Here is a 17845-nt window from a genome sequence, read left to right as displayed (position 1 = left end):
TTTGGAGGAAGCACATGGCAGGCATCGCATACGCGCTGATCGCGGGGTTGTTCGTCAGCATCCAAGGGATATTCAACGTAAGGCTAAGCGAGAAGACGAGCTTCTGGTTCACGAACGCATGGGTTCACGGAACGGGCTTCGCGCTCTCGCTTCTCCTGTTCTGGATCTTGAAGGACGGGGGGATCTCGAAGCTGGCGTCCGTGAACAAGCTGTACTTGCTCGGCGGCTGCATGGGCGTCGTCATCGTCTTCGGGGCGATGAAGTCGGTAACCGCGCTCGGGCCGGCATACGCGATCGCGATCTTGCTCGTCGCCCAGTTGATCGCGACGCTGGCGATCGAGAGCGTCGGCATGTTCGGGGTAGAGAAGATCGCGATTTCGGCGAACCGGCTTGTCGGGATAGGCGTCATGATCGCGGGCATCGTTATTTTCAAGTACAAATGATCGAACGATCGCTTCTTAAGCCTTCGGGGCGTCCTCGGAGAATTGGCTGAGGAACGGCTTCGGAATCGGCGTCTCGAAGCGCAACGTCTCCCCGGTCCGCGGATGCTCGAACGCGAGCACGCGGGCGTGCAAGCCGAGGCGGCCGATGGACTTCGACTTGGCGCCGTACTTCTTGTCCCCGACGACCGGATGGCCGAGATCCTGCATGTGGACGCGAATTTGGTTTTTGCGGCCGGTCTCGAGGATCACTTCCAGCAAGGAGCAGCCTCTGCTCGCCTTCAGCACCTTGTAGTGGGTCACGGCATGCTGGCCGTCGTTCGGGTGCTGGCTGGAGTACATCTTCAGCGTCGCGCTTTCCTTCAGCCACGAGGAGATCGTGCCCTGCGCCTTCTTCACGTGTCCTTCCACCAACGCCACGTAAGACCGTTCCTTCACGATGTCGTTCCAGTTGTCCTGCATCTTCTGCTGCACGCGCTCGCTCTTGGCGAACATCATGACGCCCGAAGTTTCCCTGTCGAGACGGTGCATCACGAATATCCGATTCTTCTCGCTCTTGATTCTCACGTGAGCGGTTAGCTGGCGATAAGCGGTAAGCTCTGTCTCCTGCTCCGTCGCGATCGACAGCAAGCCGGCGTCCTTGTAGACGACGATGACGTCTTCGTCCTCGTGCAGAATCCTTAGTCCGATCAGACCCGGAGCGACGGACTTCTTGTCCTTGCTGACCGCCACGGTCTGTCCGGGCTTCAGCGGGTGATTGTACTTCGTCTCGACGCGGTCGTCTACCGACACTTGTCCGTGCGCGAGCAGCGACTTGACCGAGTTGCGGCCTTGCCCCGACAGCTTGTTCAACAGGAATACGAGCAGCTCGCCCGGTTCCGTAACCGCGAACGTTCTCGCGGGCGCGCTCTTGCGCGGCAAAGCCCCGCCTTGGCGGCGGGGCGGTCCATTGCGTTTCATCGTAAGTATCTATCCTCTCGCTTATAGGTCGTAGCCGGCTTCGATCAGGTTGCGTATGAATTGCGCCGCTTCGGCGCGAGTCAACGGGGCGCTTCCTTCGTAGCCTTCGACGGTGGCGGCCGACTTCCCTTGGGAATAGCCGTTGTCGAGCAAATATCGGATGGCGGCGTCTCCGGTATACGGCTGCCCGGCGGCGGAAGCGATCAGTTCCGCGACGGACAATCGGGTAATCGGCAGCAACCGCTCGTCTTCGTCTTCGCTCCCACGTAGATTATACCCGTTATCGGCCGCATAGTCATAATAGTTCGCCGACCATCGCTCGTCTGCGCCCGGAGCGGGCACCTCGATGCCGAGGGAGGCGATGAACATTTTCAGAAATTCCTCTTCCTTCACGTCGTCGTTCGGCCGGAACGGGCCGTTCACGTCGCTCACGATGCCCTCGCCGGCCGCCCACTCGATCGTCGCTTTCGCCCAATGCTTGCCGATGTCCGTGAACTTCGTCTTCATGGCTTCGGGGGCCGGTACGTAATTGTCCGCGCTCATGAACGCCACTTCGTATTGGATCGTGCGGCTGGCGCCCGCGGTCGACTTCAAACCCGTGATCGTCACCTGGAATCGGTCGCCTGCCTTGTAAGCTTCGATGCCGTTCGGACGGAAAATAATCGCCGGTCCGCTGCCGTAATATTCGTTCTCCGCGTTGAAATAGGCGCCGTTCACGGTCGCTTTGTTGTTCGCGGACGTCAGCGTCCACGCCTTGCCGTCGTTCAGGCGCTTCAACGATACCTTGACGTTCTTCATGACGGGATCGGCATACTCGTCGGGATTGATGCTGACCGACCAGGCGTAATTTCCTTTGAACACTTCGACCGGGAACGAGCCTTCCGCGGGATAGGCGATATAGCGATAATCCACGGTCTCCTTGCGGCTCTGGTCGAAAATCTGAAGGGCGGAGTAGCTCCAGCCGTCGTCTCCCTCCGCTTGGCCGAAACCGATCTTCTTCAGCGGCGGATTCAGAATCCAGCGGCGATGCCCGACCCGGTCGAGGTTGCCGACGTCGGAATCTTCCATATAGGCTTCTACGGATCGTGAAACGATATGGTCGTTGTAGCCGTAAGAAGAATAGATATTCGAAGTCGATGTCGAGTCCGCGCCTTGCTTGTAGAAGCTGTCGGGCATATCGGCGGGCTGTCCCGGATAATGCGAGAATTGCCCCGATGCCGCCAGCAGCACGGAGCCGTATTGAGCCTTCGCGTTCAGCGAGGCGTCGGCCGTCACGTCGGCGGGCAGGCCGCCGATGAACCGATAGAAGTTAACCGCGTTCACGCCGTCTTGAATATAGTCTTGGCGAAGCGCTCCGGCGGCGTAAGGAGAGGAGGCGACCGGGGTCTTGCTATAGGGATTGCTGTAATCGGCTTCGGGATGCATGAGCTTCTTCCACAACTCCGCGATCTGGGCGCCGCTTCGCGCCGGCAGTCCGCTGCCGGACTCGGCGTCCGTCGCGTAGGCGCGAGGCGCGCCTGGAGCCGGTACATACGATTGCAAGAGAACGGTTAGCAATAAGAGGGGGATAAACTTCCGAATCAATGATGTTTCCTCGCTTTCCTATCGGTTGCGTTATTTACTTGTTCGCGAAAGACGGCGTCGATTCCTGTTTTTCGGGCCAAGGAATCCTGTCGCGAGAGTTGACGACCATGTTTTCCCAGTGTATGGTGTTTAGAGTTAATGACGAAGGAGGAGACTAGACGTTGAGCTTGCTTAAAGTAGAAGACATCGTGAAAAATTACGGAGACAAACGGGCCGTGAACCGCCTCAGCTTCGAAGTTCAACAGGGAGAGATCTATGGCCTGCTCGGGGCGAACGGCGCCGGCAAGACGACGACGATGCGCATGATTCTCGGCCTGATTCTGCCGGACGAGGGCAGCATTCGTTACCAAGGCAAGGCCTATAGCAACGAACAGTTGAGCATGCTCGGGTATTTGCCGGAAGAGAGAGGCATGTATCCGAAGCTGAAGGTGAGCGACCAGATCATCTATCTGGCGCAGCTGCGGGGCATGTCCCGCAAGGATGCCGACCAGAACTTGAAAGATTGGCTCGAGCGGTTCCAAGTGCCCGAGTATTACAATAAGAAGGTCGAAGAGCTGTCCAAGGGCAACCAGCAGAAGATCCAATTCATCGCGTCGGTCATCCATAGGCCGCGCATCGTCATCATGGACGAGGCGTTCAGCGGGCTCGATCCGGTGAACGTGGAATTGTTGAAGTCGACCGTCAAGGAGCTCCGCGACGGCGGGACGAGCATCGTGTTCTCGACGCACCGGATGGAGCACGTCGAGGAGCTGTGCCGCAACATCACGATCATGCACCGTTCCAATCCGGTCCTGCAGGGACCGATCAAGGAGATCAAGAAGAAGTTCCCGCAGGAGCGCGTCGTCATCGCGGCCGACGGGGACATTCAAGGGCTCGAAGGAATCGCCGGCGTGAAGCAGGTCGTTCGCCACGAGCACGGCGGCTACGAGCTGAAGGTGAATTCGCCGGACGCCGGGCAGCGGATTGTGCAGCATGCCCTCGCGCAAGGGCCGATTACCCGGTTCGAGATCATGGAGCCGACGCTGAACGAAATCTTCATTAAGACGGTAGGTGAGCACAATGAATAGTCTATGGACGGTCATGGCGTTCACGATGCGCACGAAGCTGCGGAACAAGGCGTTCCTCATTACGACGGCCGTGCTGGCCGTTCTGCTCGTCGTCGTCGGCAACCTGCCGACGCTGCTGAACAAGCTCGATTCCGACAAGGCGACGAAGGTCGGCTACGTGCAAGGCCAGCAGGAGACGATCGTGCAAGGGCTTGTCGCTTATTACGGCGCGCAGGAGAAGCCGGAGATCGAGCTGATCCCTTCCGCCTCCGAGGACGCCCTCAAGACGAGCCTGGAGGACGGAGACATCAAAGGCTACGTGACGTTCGCGGACAACGCCGAAGTCGGCTTCCCGAACGCGGTCTACCACGCCAAGAGCTCGCTAGGCTCCGGTACTTCGCAGAAGCTTACGATCGGACTGCAGGTCGTCAAGAACGAGATCGTCGTGAAGGACTTGGGACTGACCGACGACCAGCGCAAGCTGCTTCAGGCGCCGGTATCCGTCGAGCAAGAACAGGTGCAATTCACGAACGAAACGGGCAAGACGCCGGAAGAAGAAGCGACCGCGATCGGCCTCACGTACGTCCTGATCATTCTGCTGTTCATGGCGGTCATGATTACCGGTCAGCTCATCGCGACGGAGATTACGGCCGAGAAGAGCTCGCGCGTCATGGAGATCATCGTGACGAGCGTCTCCCCGCTGAAGCAGATGTTCGGCAAAATCCTGGGCACGTTCGTCGTCGGCATTCTGCAGATGATCGTTCTGATCGGCGCGCTCGTCATCAACCTGATGCGCTCCGACAATCTCGACGCGCTCAAGGATATGGGCCTCGATCTTGGCTCGATCGATCCGCTCTTGCTCGTGTTCGCCGTGTTCTTCTATTTAACCGGGTTCTTCCTATATGCAACGCTGTTCGCGGCGGTCGGCTCGATCGTCAGCCGCACGGAGGATCTGGGCCAAGCGATTCTGCCGATCACGATGCTGACGCTCGCGGGCTTCTACATCGCGATCTTCGGCCTGTCGCATCCGGAGCATATCTTCATCAAAGTCTGCTCGTACGTCCCGTTCTTCGCGCCGTTCCTCATGTTCCTGCGCATCGGACTCAGCGAGCCGACCGTATGGGAAATCGTGCTGTCGGTCGGCATTCTGCTCGCGTCGATCGTCTTGTTCGGGTGGCTCGCCGCGAAGATTTACCGCACCGGCGTTCTTATGTACGGCAAGCGGCCTTCGTTCAAGGAATTGTTGAAGGCGATGAAGGCTTATAAGGTGTAGGGGCACACACAGTTACGGGGAATTCAACTCAAGTTTCATTTCTAAGCTAACGCAAAAAAGGCTGCTATTGTGGCGGCCCTTTTTTGCGTTAACGGGTAGCATTCCTAATAGTTGTGTTATCTAGGAATCAAGCAGTTGCGTTCTTATTTGTCCGAATATACGCTTTCGGTTACCAACGCCGCGGCAGGTGATCGTTCAGTAGAATATGAACTGGCCAGCTCTCGGAAATATCGGCCAAGACCGATTACGTCGGCTCCGATGTTGATGAACTGGTAACCAAGTTCAATGAGCTCTTCCTGATTAGAGACCGTACCGACGGTTCCGGCGAATACCCTGTGCGCGGCCGCGACTTCGGCGACGCGCCGCCTTGCCTCCAAGACTGCAGGATGATCTAACTTCCCAGGGGCCCCGATACCCTGGCTGAAATCTCCAGGCCCGAAGAACAACATGTCGACACCGGGCAACCCTGCAATTTTTTCTAGTTCCTCCAACGGCTCGGGGTCCTCGATCTGCAAGATCGTGAACCGCTGATCGTTCGCCTCTTGCAAATATTGCTGGAAGTCCAACAAACAATAGGCTCCGTCCGCGTTTCCTCCGTCCACTGGACGTCTACCCAGCGGGTGGAACTTGGTCTGGCGCACGACGGACGCGGCATCGGCGAAGCTCATCACGTGCGGCACCATGATGCCGGTCGCGTCAAGCTCCAGCGGCCGCACGAGATCGCTATATCCCCCTCGCGCGGTACGTACCACGATGTCGACATCATAAGCCTTGGCTGCGAGAATTTGTTTTTCGATCGCTGACCAGTCGTTGGCGACGTGTTCCATGTCGGTCCATATGCAATCGAATCCGGCCAAAGCGGCAATCTCTATGACGCGCGAATCCGCCAGGTTTACTTTGATGGACCGCACCGTTTCCCCTGCGCGCAGCTTGGCGAGCACTTTACTAGGACGCATGCCGATTGTTGATCTCGTCAACTTCCATTCCCCCTTCATCTACGCCGTAACGGGAACCGCACGGTCGTTCGCGTTCGCCTAGGCGCCGCGCAGATTAATTGTCCGCAATCGGGACCTGCGGGGATAGGTCGAATTCTTAGGAAATAGGTCGGTATATTTAGATAGTTTCGCAAAGTCGTTTCGCCCCGTTCGGTTGCTTTCGGCCCTGTGCTATACTGTGGAATATTCGCATCCGATCGCGTTGGGACAATCTAGACGCGCACGAAGGGGGAAACGAAATGACGCGTTCGCTAAACGGCTTTTTCCACAATTTGAAATTGCGCTATAAGCTAACTCTAGCAATCTCTTTCCTCTGCTTGCTCGCTTTGACGATTTTCTCCACGACGACGATCATCATCTATAAGAACATACTAATGGATAAAGAAATCCGCTCGACGCTTACGAATCTCGAAGCTTTCCGGGACAATCTTAACAATTACTTGAACGGGATCGACAAATCATCCGTTCTATTAATCTACAGCACGGCTATCCAAGACCACTTGACTGGCAATCCCGACGCGCTAGCGCCAAAACCGCGGCTACAGGCTTACCGCGACATTCACGAGCGCATTCGCGAGATCACCAACAATTCCTACGGCATTTCATCTATCTCGATCGTCGACAATTACAGTAACGTGTTTACCTTCGGGGAGAGTTCGTCTTTGCTAGCGCCCGATAAAGCCGGCCGATACCCGCAAGAAGATTGGTTTGTACGCGCGGCGGAATCAAAAGGACTGTACCAATGGGAAATCACCAATTGGTCGGCGAGTCAAAAGACGATTCAAATGGTTCGTTCGATTCAAAGCACAAGAAACCAGCAGACGCTTGGCGTCGTAATTTTCACGATTTCGCCAGACATTCTGAAATCAATGTTCAATTCCGACGTCTCCGCGGAAGGGGAATATAGCCTTGTCGTCGGCAACGGCGAGATCTATTCGAGGGACGAGTCGGATGTCCGAATGTCGACCATCGATACGGCGAAAATGTCGGGGGATAGCGGACACTATACAAGCAAGTCGGGAGGCCGTTCCTATTTAGTTACTTATTCGGCGAATCCGCTCACTGATTGGAAGTTCATCTATACAATCGACCGCAATGTCCTCTTTAATGACATTTACGATATGTATATCGTATGGGCTGCGTTATTCCTCGCTGCGTTCGTTCCGATCGGGCTCGTATCCATTGCGGTGTCGAGAAGCATCTCGCGTCCTCTCAAAACGTTAACTCAACTGAACGAAGAGGTCGAGAAAGGCAATCTGTACGTCAAATTCCTGCCCCAATACGCAGACGAGGTCGGCATGCTCGGCGCCAGTTTCAATCGCATGCTCGCGAATATTCGCGAAGGTATCCCATTGCGGAGAGAGAAGCTGATCAGGTCCATTCTGGAGCAGAACGTGACGATGGAGGAATTCCGCGAGATGAACCGGATGACCGCGTTGCCGCTGAATGAACCCTTCTACCAAGTCGCGTTAGTCGACTTTCCGCCCGAGTCGAAGCCTGATAAGCTGCGCGAATGGGAAGATCGCCTATTCGCTTACGAGGAACGCCATCCTCTGGTCGTATTCACGCTGAAACCAGGGCGTTACGGAGTTATCTTCAACGTGGACGCGAATGAAACGGCCAACATCGCCGCGGAGATGTCGGTCCGTCTCCGTAACGAGTCTGGAGATGCCGCGACCGTCTATATCGGCGGTCAGTATGCGGAAATCCACTTCGTCAAAAACTCGTTCGAGGAAGCGAAAGAGCTGACGAGTTACCGTTTCTTCTCCAAATCTTCTTGCATCCGCTACGACGAAGTGATGGCGCAAATGTGGCAAACGACTTATCCGGAGAAGTTCGAAAACCGACTTAAATATTACATTGAACAGCACGATGCGAAGCAATGCGGACGATTGGTCGATGAATTGCTTGACCATATGCGCGGGAGCGCGACGAAACCGTTCATTCTTCAAACCCTTTTAGCAAACGCTTACATATTCGTTAATCAGCAGGCGATCATGAATGGCGTTGACCCGTCTTCCTTATTCGGCCCCAAATTCGGCACGGGAGAATGGATCGCGGACAACAGGCTAACGCCTGCCGAGAGTTTCGCGGAGTTGCTCGCGGCCATCGACCGATACATCGCAGCGATCAAAGGCCGTAACGCGAAGCCGATTAGTGCCGTTATCGCAAAGGCGGTCGAAATCATCGACCGCGAATACCGGGAGTTCGATATCGGCATCGAATATATGGCTCAAAGGCTCAATATGAACGGCGTATACTTCAGCCAGTTGTTCAAAAAAGATATAGGCATTTCGTTTATCGATTACTTGAACCGCGCTAGGCTTGAAAGCGCGCGCCGGTTATTGGCGCAATCCAACCTGAAGATCAAAGAGATCGCGCTGGAGGTCGGCTACGAGGACTCGCATTATTTCGGCATCTGGTTCAAGGACAAAACCGGTCTCACCCCTTCGCAATACCGAAATCAAGAAAAAACATAGAGAATGCTCATTTTCGCCTATATTTTCGACCTGATTCTAAACAATTTTACCTTTTTGAATGCTCGAAACGGCTGTTACCGTTAAGGTGCAAAACTAATCGATCAAAGGGGTGGCGGAATTGAGCAAACGTTTTACGGGTATGATGCTTAGCCTATTTTTAATCGTAACAGTGGTACTCTCCGCATGCGGCAACAACGACAACGGAAACGAGAACGCGGCGGCAAGCGCGAAGGAAAGCACGCCGGTTAGTTCCTCGTCGCCGGCGGCATCGGCCGCTTCTGGCGTAGATCCGAACGAGTCCGCGGAATTAACGCTTTGGGCGACGCCTAACGGTATTCTGAAGGACGGCGAGAAGCCGGGCGAATGGATCGCCCAAGACTTGATTCCCGAATTCAACAAGCTGTATCCGAACGTTAAGATCAACGTCGAGCTGGTGCCTTTCGACGGTATTCAAGAGAAAGTGTCGGTAGCCACGGCTTCGAACACGTTGCCTAACCTGCTGTTCGACGTCGCCAACCGAATATTGCCGCTGGCTCAATTGGGAGTCGTCGAGCCGTTGGACGACATTCTTACGCCTGAAGACCTGAAGGGCGTTCGTTCCAAACCCGATTTGATGAAGTTCGTTTCGCTTAACGATCAGATCGTCATTATGCCGCTAGCGGCCGTCCCGGTCACGATGCTGGTAAACAAGAGCCTGTGGGAAGCCAAAGGCGCGCTCGATTTGTTGCCGCAGGACGAACTCCGGACTTGGACGCTCGACGAGTTCAAGAAGGCGCTTCAAGCCGTGGCCGATCCGTCGACGGGCACGTACGGATTCACGATGTACGCAATGAACGAACAGGGTGACGAACTATACAACAACACGATGATGACGCACGGGGTTAAGCTATTTAACGAAGATTACACCGAATATACGGCGGCCGCCGACCCGAAATCCGAAGAGGTGCTTGCGTTTTTCCGTTCGCTTGTGGACGAAGGACTCGTCGCTCCGAACCCGGAAACGCTGTCGACAACGAATGCCAACGACTATTTCTTCCAAGGGAAGAATGGGATTATCGTCGCCGCTCCCGCCGTCGTTCAGACGATCAAGTCCAAAATCGCGGACGGCAGCATCAAAGAACCGTTCGACTATATGTTCGTCAACTTCCCGTCCGAAACGAAAGGAAAGTCCGGCATCAAGCTTTCGCTCGGCTACGGCACGGTGTTCAAGAAAGAGAATGCGGATGAGGTCAAATGGTCGAAAATTTTCTTCGAATGGGCGATTAATAAAACGGATATTTACTTTAACGGCCTGAAACAAATGAAGACGATCGGCGATGCTCCGTCGTGGACGAACGAAGACCCGGAATGGCAGTTTTTGTCCAAACTGCTCGGACAAGTCGGCGAATGGCCTTTAATCGATCCGCTGACGAAGGTCAAGGGTTTCCCGGAAATGCGCGCCGCAATGTATCCAGAGATGCAGCGTCTGTTCATTGACGACGACACGACGCCGAAAGCTACGATCGATACGATATCCGGAAAGTTTAACGACATTATTAAAAAATACAAAAAGTAAGCTCATGGAAGTCGGAAGGCCGGGCAGTAAACGCGGTTTGTCGCCCGGTCTTTTCCTTGCCCGAAATACGCTATATCCCGCAAGAAAGGAGCGGTTACATGACCGCCAAAACAAATAAGCTGACCATGCGCGGACGACGGGAATTGACGGGGTGGCTGTTCGTGTCACCGATGCTGCTCGTCTTTCTGACATTCGTCGTTTATCCGATTTTACAGGCGTTCAAGTCCAGTCTGTACGGCTTTGACTATACGTCCTATTACTGGAACGGTTTCGGCAATTACGCCGCGATCTTATCCGACTCCGTATTCCTGCGAGCTGTTCGGACGACGTTGTGGTTCGTCGTATTGATCGTTCCGACCCAAACCTTGATAGCGCTCGCCGTCTCTCTGACGATTAATAGATTCTCGAATCGCGCGCAGTCGTTCTACAAGGCGGTTTTCTACGTGCCGGCGGTAACGTCCGTCGTTAGTCTGGCGATGGTCTGGGAATACATCTATAACAACCAATTCGGATTTGCCAACTACGCATTGAAGTCGGTCGGTCTCGCGCCGGTCAACTGGCTGGGCATCGATTTCGGCGTATACGCGCTCGCCTTGATCGTCGTTACGATTTCTGTCGGAGCAGCGATTGTCGTACTTTCTGCCGGATTAAACGGCATCCCACGCGAAATCTACGAATCGGCATCGATCGACGGCGCTTCGCCAGGACGCACGCTGTGGCGCATTACGCTACCGTTACTGAAGCCTAGCCTGTTGTACGTGCTCGTCACGTCGACGATCGCGTCCTTTCAAATTTTTACGATCATTCTATTAATGACGGGCGGCGGACCCGCTTATAAGACAACAACGATGCTAATGCTGATTTACCGCGAAGCTTTCATCAACATGAACTTCGGCGCGGCGAACGCGATGGGGATCATACTGTGCCTCATCATCACCTCGATCGCCTTGCTCCAATTTCGGCTGATGAAGACGGATATCGAATATTAAGGAGAACGTTCCTATGGATCAAACAACGAGACGACATTGGGTCGGCAACGGCCTGCTGGCTTTAGGAACGGTATTCTTCCTATGGCCGTTCTATTGGATGCTGGCGGGTTCGTTCAAGAATTTGACCGTCGCCATCGAGATTCCGCCGCAGTGGGTGCCGCTATCGCCGACGTGGAGCAACTACCGGACGTTGTTCGTCGAACATCAGGTTGCGCGCTGGTTTCTCAACAGCACCCTTGTCGCGGCTGCTTCGACGACGCTCGTGCTCGTATTAAGCTCAATGGCAGCTTATGCGATCGCCAAGGTGGGCTTTCGGGCTGGCAACGCCATATTCGCGGTCATGCTGGGCGCATTGACGCTTCCTCACGCCGTAATGTTCATTCCCCTGTTTCAAATGATGAATAAGTTTCATCTGATTAATACGTACGCGGCGGCGATCTTGCCGGTCGTCGCTTGGCCATTCGGAGTGTTTCTGCTTCGTCAATTTATGCAGACGCTGCCGACGGCGCTCATCGAGGCTGCCCGGATAGACGGAGCCAGCGAATTCCGCATCTATGCTCGCGTCATCCTGCCGTTGGCCAAGCCGGGACTCGCCGTATTGGCGATATTCACATTCGTCAATACGTGGAACGACTACGTGTGGCAACTGCTCGTCTTGACGGATAAAAGCATGTTCACGTTGCCGGTAGGAATCCGCGTCGTGCAGAAGGCGCAGGAGTTCCATAACGATTACGGAATCGCGATGGCGGGCGCCGTGCTGGCGACGCTGCCGCTGATTGCGCTGTTCGTCATGTTCGGTAAATATTTCACCAAAGGGATCACGCTCGGTGCGGTTAAAGGCTAAGCTTCAATCGAAATCCGACATGATCGAATTATAAGGGACGGGGTAGAGCAACCTCGTCCTTGTTTTATTGTGCGAAAATATAAAAGAAACGGTTCGGCACGATCCCCAAGGATGACCGGATCATGCAATCGGTCGAACCCTAACAGAAAATTCAGATAAGTATGCATCGTGGAACGCCGGAATGCCGAAAAGTATGGATTTTGCACTTCCGATCCGGCGTCTTCCTGATAGAGTGGATAGCGTGGCTTAGCCCATTATTCCTTTATGAGGAGGTTTTCGCTTGTTCAAGAATTCGAGAGTGTCGAGAATGTCGGGAGGGATTTGGTGTCTTATTATGGTTGCGGCATTGCTTACGGTGGCCTTGCCCGCGGCGCCTACGGCGTACGCGGCGGGCACGACCTATCATGTCGCGACGGCGGGAAGCGACTCCGCTGACGGATCCGCAAGCACCCCTTTCAGAACGATTGCCTATTGCGCGCAAGTCGCGCAGCCGGGAGACACCTGTCTCATCGAGTCGGGAACCTACCGGGAGACGGTCAAGCCGGCGCGCAGCGGTTCGGCCGGCCAGCCGATTACGTTCGCGGCGGCTCCCGGCGCGGACGTCACGGTTAGCGGCATGGAACCGATCGGCGGTTGGGCGCCGTATGCCGGTTCGATCTACGTCGCCGACCTGGGCTGGGATCTCAAGGAACAGAATCAGTTTCTGGCGATCGGAAGCGGCGGGATTTCGCCGCTGTGGGAAGCTCGCTGGCCCAATATCGGAGCCCATAACTTGCAAGCGCTTCAACAGGGCGTTGCGACCGCGACTGGCGGTTCGGCGACGACACTCGTCAGCGCCGCGTTGACGGAGCCGAGCGGATATTGGACGGGAGCTACGCTCTGGGAGCGGGGAGGGGACGCCTACGTCGCGCAATCGGCCAAGGTGACCGGCTACGATCTGGCGAGCCGTACGCTGACTTTCGACCCGATCCCGAACAGCTTCGATTACATGGACCCCGAGGCGGGCACGACCTTCTACTTAAGCGGCGTCCTCGGAGAGCTGGACGCCCCGAACGAATGGTACGTCGACGGCAACGCAGGGAAGGCGTATCTCTGGGCTCCGGGCGGAGGCGTTCCGGCCGGTATCGAAGCGAAGAAGCGGCTGACCGTCTTCGACCTGGGCGGCTTATCGTACATTCGCCTTACCGGGATCAAGACGGTCGGCGGAAGCATCCATGTCGACAACGGCGCGAGCAACAACGTTCTCGACCGGATCGAAGCGCGGTATCTGTATACCTCGACCGAGTCCCACGGCACCTCCGTTCAGCACCAGCTAACGAACGGAATCAACGTCTCGGGCAACAACAATGAGATCAAGAACAGCGAGATCGCCTACTCCTCGGGCACGCTGATCAATATCGACGGATCCAACAACCGGATCGTGAACAACATCGTCCACGACGGCAGCTACATGGCCTCCTACGATCCGCTCATCAAGCTGACGAGCGGCGCGGAGAACTTAATCAGCCACAACGACATTTACAATTCCGGGCGTTATAACCTCTACTGGAGAACCGGCAGCGCCAAGATACAGTACAACGACATCTCGGGCGGCATGTGGCTGTCGCGGGACGGCGCGTTGATCTACAGTTGGGGAACGGACATGGGCAACAGCGAGATAGCCCATAACTTGATCCACGACAGCAGAGGCACGGACATGAGCGTGGGGTTGTACTTCGACAACTTCGCCAATAACGCCGTCGTGCATCATAACGTCATCTACAACAACAACGTCGGCATTCAGTTGAACACGCCGGGCAATTACCGGCTCATCTACAACAACACGGTCGCGAACAACGATCTGACCAGCATCGGGTACTGGGGCACCGCGCCCTACAGCCAGGAGCTATTCGGGACGCGGGCGTACAACAATATCTTCACGGGCAGCGTCTCGCTCACGAGCGACGCGTCGAGCGGCTTCAATATCCTGACCGGCTCCGGCGTTGGATTCGCCGACGAGGCGGGCGGCGATTACCGCCTGACGGCCGGTTCTACGGCCATCAACTCGGGAGCCGTCATTCCCGGCATTACGGACGGTTACGCCGGCACGGCCCCTGACGCCGGCGCGTACGAATTCGGCGGCGCGGGCTGGACGGCCGGAGCGGATTTGAACAATCCTCCGAATGTTTCGTATACGTCTGTGAATACGCCGTATATGAATCTCGTTAAGAACAACGGATTCGAGAACGGTACGAACGGATGGCTGCTGTGGTCGACCAACGCCGCCAATAGCGTCGTCGACGTTCCTAATTCTCCCCCTCAAGAATTCAGAGGCAAGAGCAGGCGCTTGAAGCTGGCTCCCGGCGGCGGGGTTGAGCAGAAGGTGACGGGGCTTAAGCCGAATACGGACTACAAGTTCGTGGCGTGGGTCATGAACGCTCCGAATACGACCAACGAGAGAATCGTCGTCGGCGTGTTGAATTACGGCGGCACGGCGATCGATACGTCTACCGACAGCACGGCCTATACGAAGATCGAGATCCCGTTCCGCACGGGCATGGCGAATACGGACGCGCGAGTCCGAATCTACAAGTCCGGCAATGCCCAAGGCATCTCTTACGCGGACGATACCGGACTTATCGAGGCGACGGCGTTCGATCCCGGCGTCGACTTGTCCATGCTGAAGGAAGTCCGGATCGAAGCGCCGAATCCGGTGTATACGGTCGGCGGCCAAGGAACGCTGCCGATTACCGGCACGCTGCAGAACGATCTGGCGGCCGACTTGTCCGCCGCGGACATCTCGTTCACCTCAAGCGATTCCAGCGTACTGAGCATCGACGGCGTGGCGAATGCCGCCGCCTCGTTCACGGCGCTCGCGCCGGGGCAGGTCACGATTACAGCGCTGGCGACGCTCGGCGGCGTGACCAAGGCGGATACGCAGGTCGTTACCGTATTCCCGCAAGGGGCTCCGCAGGACGTGAACGGATGGTCCGTCCGAACGTACGGCACGAACGGAAGAGGCTTCGCGACCGAGGAGAACGGCACGATCTCCCTCGTCGGCGCGGGTGACAACGTGTGGAATACGTCCGATGACTTCGTCTATCTTAGTCGAAGCTATGCTTTGAACAACCCGAACGCGAAGGTGACGCTGACCGCGACGATCGACTCGCTCGGCGCTGGCGATCCGGCTTCCGTCGGGCTCATGATCCGGGCGCAAGACGCCGACGATTCCAAGCACGTTCACTTCCGCACGGACGGCACCGGCAAGGTGCTGCGGTTCGTATTCCGCAACGAGGAGAGCATCCTCGATGCGCAGAAACCTCCGGCCCAACAGAAATATTGGGGTTCCGCGACGGGGTTGGCGTTGGATTACGCCGGCAAGAGCATCGAGGCGCCTTTTCGGATGAGATTGGTCAAAGAGGGCGGTACCGTCACCGGCTTCTACTACAAGGACGAACAGTGGGCGACGATCGGATCGACGACCGTCGAGTTCGACGGAGGCGGCTTCCTCGCGGGCATCGGCCTGTTCTCCGGCGCGGGCAAGCTCCCGGTCAAGGCCGTCATCTCCAGCTTGGACGTTCAGATCGAAGGAGAGACGACCGATGCCGAGCATCCGGTCACGGCGGCGGCGATAACGCCGCAAGCTCCGGAGGGCGGCTGGCTCGCTTCGAACGCGGAAGTCGCTCTGACCGCGGAGGATCAGGAATCCGGCGTGGAGCGAACGGAATATCGGCTTAACGGCGGAGAGAACTGGGCGACTTATTCAGGTCCGATTCTGATTAGTCAGGAAGGCAGCAATCTGCTCGAGTATCGCTCCGTCGACCAAGCGGGCAACGAGGAGCCGATCCAGTCTCTCGCGGTCTCGATCGACAAGACCGCGCCTACGCTGAGCCTGCTGCTCGACCGGACCGAGATTTGGCCGCCTAACAAGAAGATGGCGATAGTAAACGCAACCGTGAACGCCAACGACGCGGGAGGCTCGGGTCTCGACTCCGTGATCTTGACTTCGATCGTCAGCAACGTCCCTGAGGCGATAGGAGACATCGACGCGCGGATCGGCACCGATGCGACATCCTTCTCGCTGAAAGCCGTGAAGGGCCGGATCTATACGATCACGTACACGGCCACCGACCGTGCGGGTAACCGGACGAACGGCACCGCGACAGTTACCGTTCCTCATGACCAATCCGGGAAATGACCTTACATGACATGACGATCAAGCTCGGGCTCGCGCCGGAGAGCGACTAGTACGTATTCGGCGTGTATCATCTCTACGCCGCGCCGTGAGTGCGGCTGGGGCGCTATATGACGATATCAATACCGCGGGGCAAATCCCGCGGTTTTGATCATAATCGAGTAATACTTCAACTTTGATTTACTTAACTTGAAATTTCAAAGGACAGAATAGAGTAATAACTGAAGCGAACGGGCAATCGAAAGAGGCGGTATTATTGCCTATAATTAAGGATATTAATAGTTGTGTTCGCACCTGAATACACGACGATAGGGAGATTCTTTCATGACATTGAAAGTAGGCGTAATCGGTACGGGCGGCATATTCAAGGGAGCGCATTTGCCGGGATGGTTATCGCATAAGGAAGTGGAGGTCATCGCGTTCTGCGATTCCTTCAAGGCTTCCGCCGAAGCGGTAGCGAAGGATTTCCCCGAAGCGAGGGTATACGATAGCTACGTCGAGCTGTTGGACGATCCTTCGATCGATATTGTCGGCATCAGTACCCCGAACCTGTTCCATTCGGAAATCGCGATCGCGGCGTTGCGCAAGGGCAAGCACGTATTCTGCGAGAAGCCGGACGCTGTTAATCCGGTAGAGGCGCAGAAAATGGCCGACATCGCCCGCGAGTCCGGCAAATTGCTCATGACGATGCGCAATAACAGATTCACCGAGGAGGCGCAATTCGCGAAGAAGCTGATCGAGAAAGGCGAGCTCGGAGACTTGTACATGGGGCGTTGCGGTTGGATTCGCCGCAGAGGCATACCGGGGCGCGGCGGCTGGTTCACGACGAAGGAATTGTCCGGCGGCGGCCCGCTTATCGACCTTGGCGTCCATATGATCGATATGGCGATGTGGCTAAGCGGAAACCCGAAACCGGTAACCGTATCGGGATCGACCTATCGCAAGTTCGCGGACAGACCGGACGCCGACGGCAACATTCCGAAGGGTACGTTCGACGTGGAAGATTTGGCGGCGGGATTCATCCGGTTCGATAACGGAGCATCGTTGCAGATCGAATTCAGTTGGGCTTCGAATATTGAAGAAGAGAAGAAGTTCCTGGAGTGGAGAGGCACCGAAGGCGGATTCAGCCTGGTGAACGACAAGCTGAGCCTCTTTACCGAGAAGGAAGGGGTGCTGATCGATCAACAGCCGAAGTTCCCGAACGCTTCGATTCCCCAGCATACGGCGAATATCCGGCATTTCGTCGAGTGCGTGCTCGGTCGCGAGAAGCCGACCATTACGCCGGAGCATGGCGTAGATATGATCAAGATTCTATGCGCGATATACGAATCGGCTGAGCGAGGCCGTGAAATTCAGTTGTAAGAGGAGAACCTTGATGTCACGACGCGATCGGGCATCAAGGTTTTTTCTCGTTCGGATCGCACGAAAGGTTAGTTTTACGCCGTTTCATTTATTGAGAGAATCGCGTTATCCGCCTATACTCTTGTTATTCTAGCGGACGATAG

General features: G+C 56.0%; 12 protein-coding genes. 9 read left to right on the top strand and 3 right to left on the bottom strand.

From position 1 onward, the window contains the following. Positions 1 to 14: 14 nt before the first annotated feature. On the top strand, positions 15 to 443 hold the full coding sequence (locus ACFQZG_RS13245; RefSeq protein WP_378153195.1) for a DMT family transporter: 429 nt from the start codon (positions 15 to 17) through the stop codon (positions 441 to 443). A 15-nt stretch (positions 444 to 458) separates the two neighbouring features. Here ACFQZG_RS13245 and ACFQZG_RS13240 read toward each other — a convergent pair whose 3' ends face one another. Further along, the gene (locus ACFQZG_RS13240; RefSeq protein WP_378153193.1) at positions 459 to 1400 is read right to left on the bottom strand and encodes an RluA family pseudouridine synthase; all 942 of its coding nucleotides are present in this window, start codon (positions 1398 to 1400) and stop codon (positions 459 to 461) included. 21 nt (positions 1401 to 1421) lie between these two features. Beyond that, positions 1422 to 2984 (bottom strand): CAP and S-layer homology domain-containing protein, encoded by a 1563-nt coding sequence (locus ACFQZG_RS13235; RefSeq protein WP_378153191.1) that lies wholly within the window; start codon positions 2982 to 2984, stop codon positions 1422 to 1424. 161 nt (positions 2985 to 3145) lie between these two features. Between ACFQZG_RS13235 and ACFQZG_RS13230 the strand changes: the two genes are divergently transcribed. After that, entirely contained in the window at positions 3146 to 4051 is a 906-nt protein-coding gene (locus ACFQZG_RS13230; RefSeq protein ID WP_378153189.1) for an ABC transporter ATP-binding protein, read from the top strand. Continuing rightward, positions 4044 to 5303, top strand: a complete 1260-nt coding sequence (locus ACFQZG_RS13225) for an ABC transporter permease (RefSeq protein ID WP_378153187.1) — start codon at positions 4044 to 4046, stop codon at positions 5301 to 5303. Before ACFQZG_RS13230 ends, ACFQZG_RS13225 begins: the two co-directional genes overlap by 8 nt. 143 nt (positions 5304 to 5446) lie before the next feature. On the opposite strand, the gene ACFQZG_RS13220 is transcribed toward ACFQZG_RS13225, so the two are convergent. Further along, a complete protein-coding gene (locus ACFQZG_RS13220) occupies positions 5447 to 6280 on the bottom strand; it encodes an HpcH/HpaI aldolase family protein (RefSeq protein ID WP_378153185.1) in 834 nt (277 codons plus the stop codon). 257 nt (positions 6281 to 6537) lie between these two features. On the opposite strand from ACFQZG_RS13220, the gene ACFQZG_RS13215 reads away from it, so the two are divergent. The 6 genes from ACFQZG_RS13215 to ACFQZG_RS13190 all read left to right on the top strand — a co-directional run bounded on the left by ACFQZG_RS13215 (position 6538) and on the right by ACFQZG_RS13190 (position 17702). Next, positions 6538 to 8778: a helix-turn-helix domain-containing protein gene (locus ACFQZG_RS13215; protein WP_378153183.1), complete on the top strand. Its 2241-nt coding sequence runs from the start codon at positions 6538 to 6540 to the stop codon at positions 8776 to 8778. 118 nt (positions 8779 to 8896) lie between these two features. Next, complete coding sequence (locus ACFQZG_RS13210; protein WP_378153181.1) at positions 8897 to 10333, top strand: ABC transporter substrate-binding protein; 1437 nt, start codon at positions 8897 to 8899, stop codon at positions 10331 to 10333. A 98-nt stretch (positions 10334 to 10431) separates the two neighbouring features. After that, on the top strand, positions 10432 to 11322 hold the full coding sequence (locus ACFQZG_RS13205) for a carbohydrate ABC transporter permease (RefSeq protein ID WP_378153179.1): 891 nt from the start codon (positions 10432 to 10434) through the stop codon (positions 11320 to 11322). A 13-nt stretch (positions 11323 to 11335) separates the two neighbouring features. Then, on the top strand, positions 11336 to 12166 hold the full coding sequence (locus ACFQZG_RS13200; RefSeq protein ID WP_378153177.1) for a carbohydrate ABC transporter permease: 831 nt from the start codon (positions 11336 to 11338) through the stop codon (positions 12164 to 12166). A 280-nt stretch (positions 12167 to 12446) separates the two neighbouring features. Beyond that, positions 12447 to 16343 carry an OmpL47-type beta-barrel domain-containing protein gene (locus tag ACFQZG_RS13195; RefSeq protein WP_378153175.1) on the top strand — a complete coding sequence of 1299 codons (3897 nt, stop codon included), beginning with the start codon at positions 12447 to 12449 and terminating at the stop codon, positions 16341 to 16343. A 321-nt stretch (positions 16344 to 16664) separates the two neighbouring features. Continuing rightward, on the top strand, positions 16665 to 17702 hold the full coding sequence (locus ACFQZG_RS13190; RefSeq protein ID WP_378153173.1) for a Gfo/Idh/MocA family protein: 1038 nt from the start codon (positions 16665 to 16667) through the stop codon (positions 17700 to 17702). The last annotated feature ends 143 nt before the right edge of the window (positions 17703 to 17845 follow it).

The sequence above is a fragment of the Cohnella sp. GCM10027633 genome (genome assembly GCF_042675445.1).
Taxonomy (GTDB): domain Bacteria; phylum Bacillota; class Bacilli; order Paenibacillales; family Paenibacillaceae; genus Cohnella.
Note: the sequence above shows the minus strand (reverse complement) of the source record. Positions and strands in the feature narration are given on the sequence as shown.

Excerpts from the sequence above, each read along its gene's own strand:
- ACFQZG_RS13205 (WP_378153179.1), top strand. The coding sequence starts at position 10,432 with ATGACCGCCAAAACAAATAAGCTGACCATGCGCGGACGACGGGAATTG.
- ACFQZG_RS13245 (WP_378153195.1), top strand. The coding sequence starts at position 15 with ATGGCAGGCATCGCATACGCGCTGATCGCGGGGTTGTTCGTCAGCATC.
- ACFQZG_RS13240 (WP_378153193.1), bottom strand. The coding sequence starts at position 1,400 with ATGAAACGCAATGGACCGCCCCGCCGCCAAGGCGGGGCTTTGCCGCGC.
- ACFQZG_RS13200 (WP_378153177.1), top strand. The coding sequence starts at position 11,336 with ATGGATCAAACAACGAGACGACATTGGGTCGGCAACGGCCTGCTGGCT.
- ACFQZG_RS13225 (WP_378153187.1), top strand. The coding sequence starts at position 4,044 with ATGAATAGTCTATGGACGGTCATGGCGTTCACGATGCGCACGAAGCTG.
- ACFQZG_RS13190 (WP_378153173.1), top strand. The coding sequence starts at position 16,665 with ATGACATTGAAAGTAGGCGTAATCGGTACGGGCGGCATATTCAAGGGA.
- ACFQZG_RS13215 (WP_378153183.1), top strand. The coding sequence starts at position 6,538 with ATGACGCGTTCGCTAAACGGCTTTTTCCACAATTTGAAATTGCGCTAT.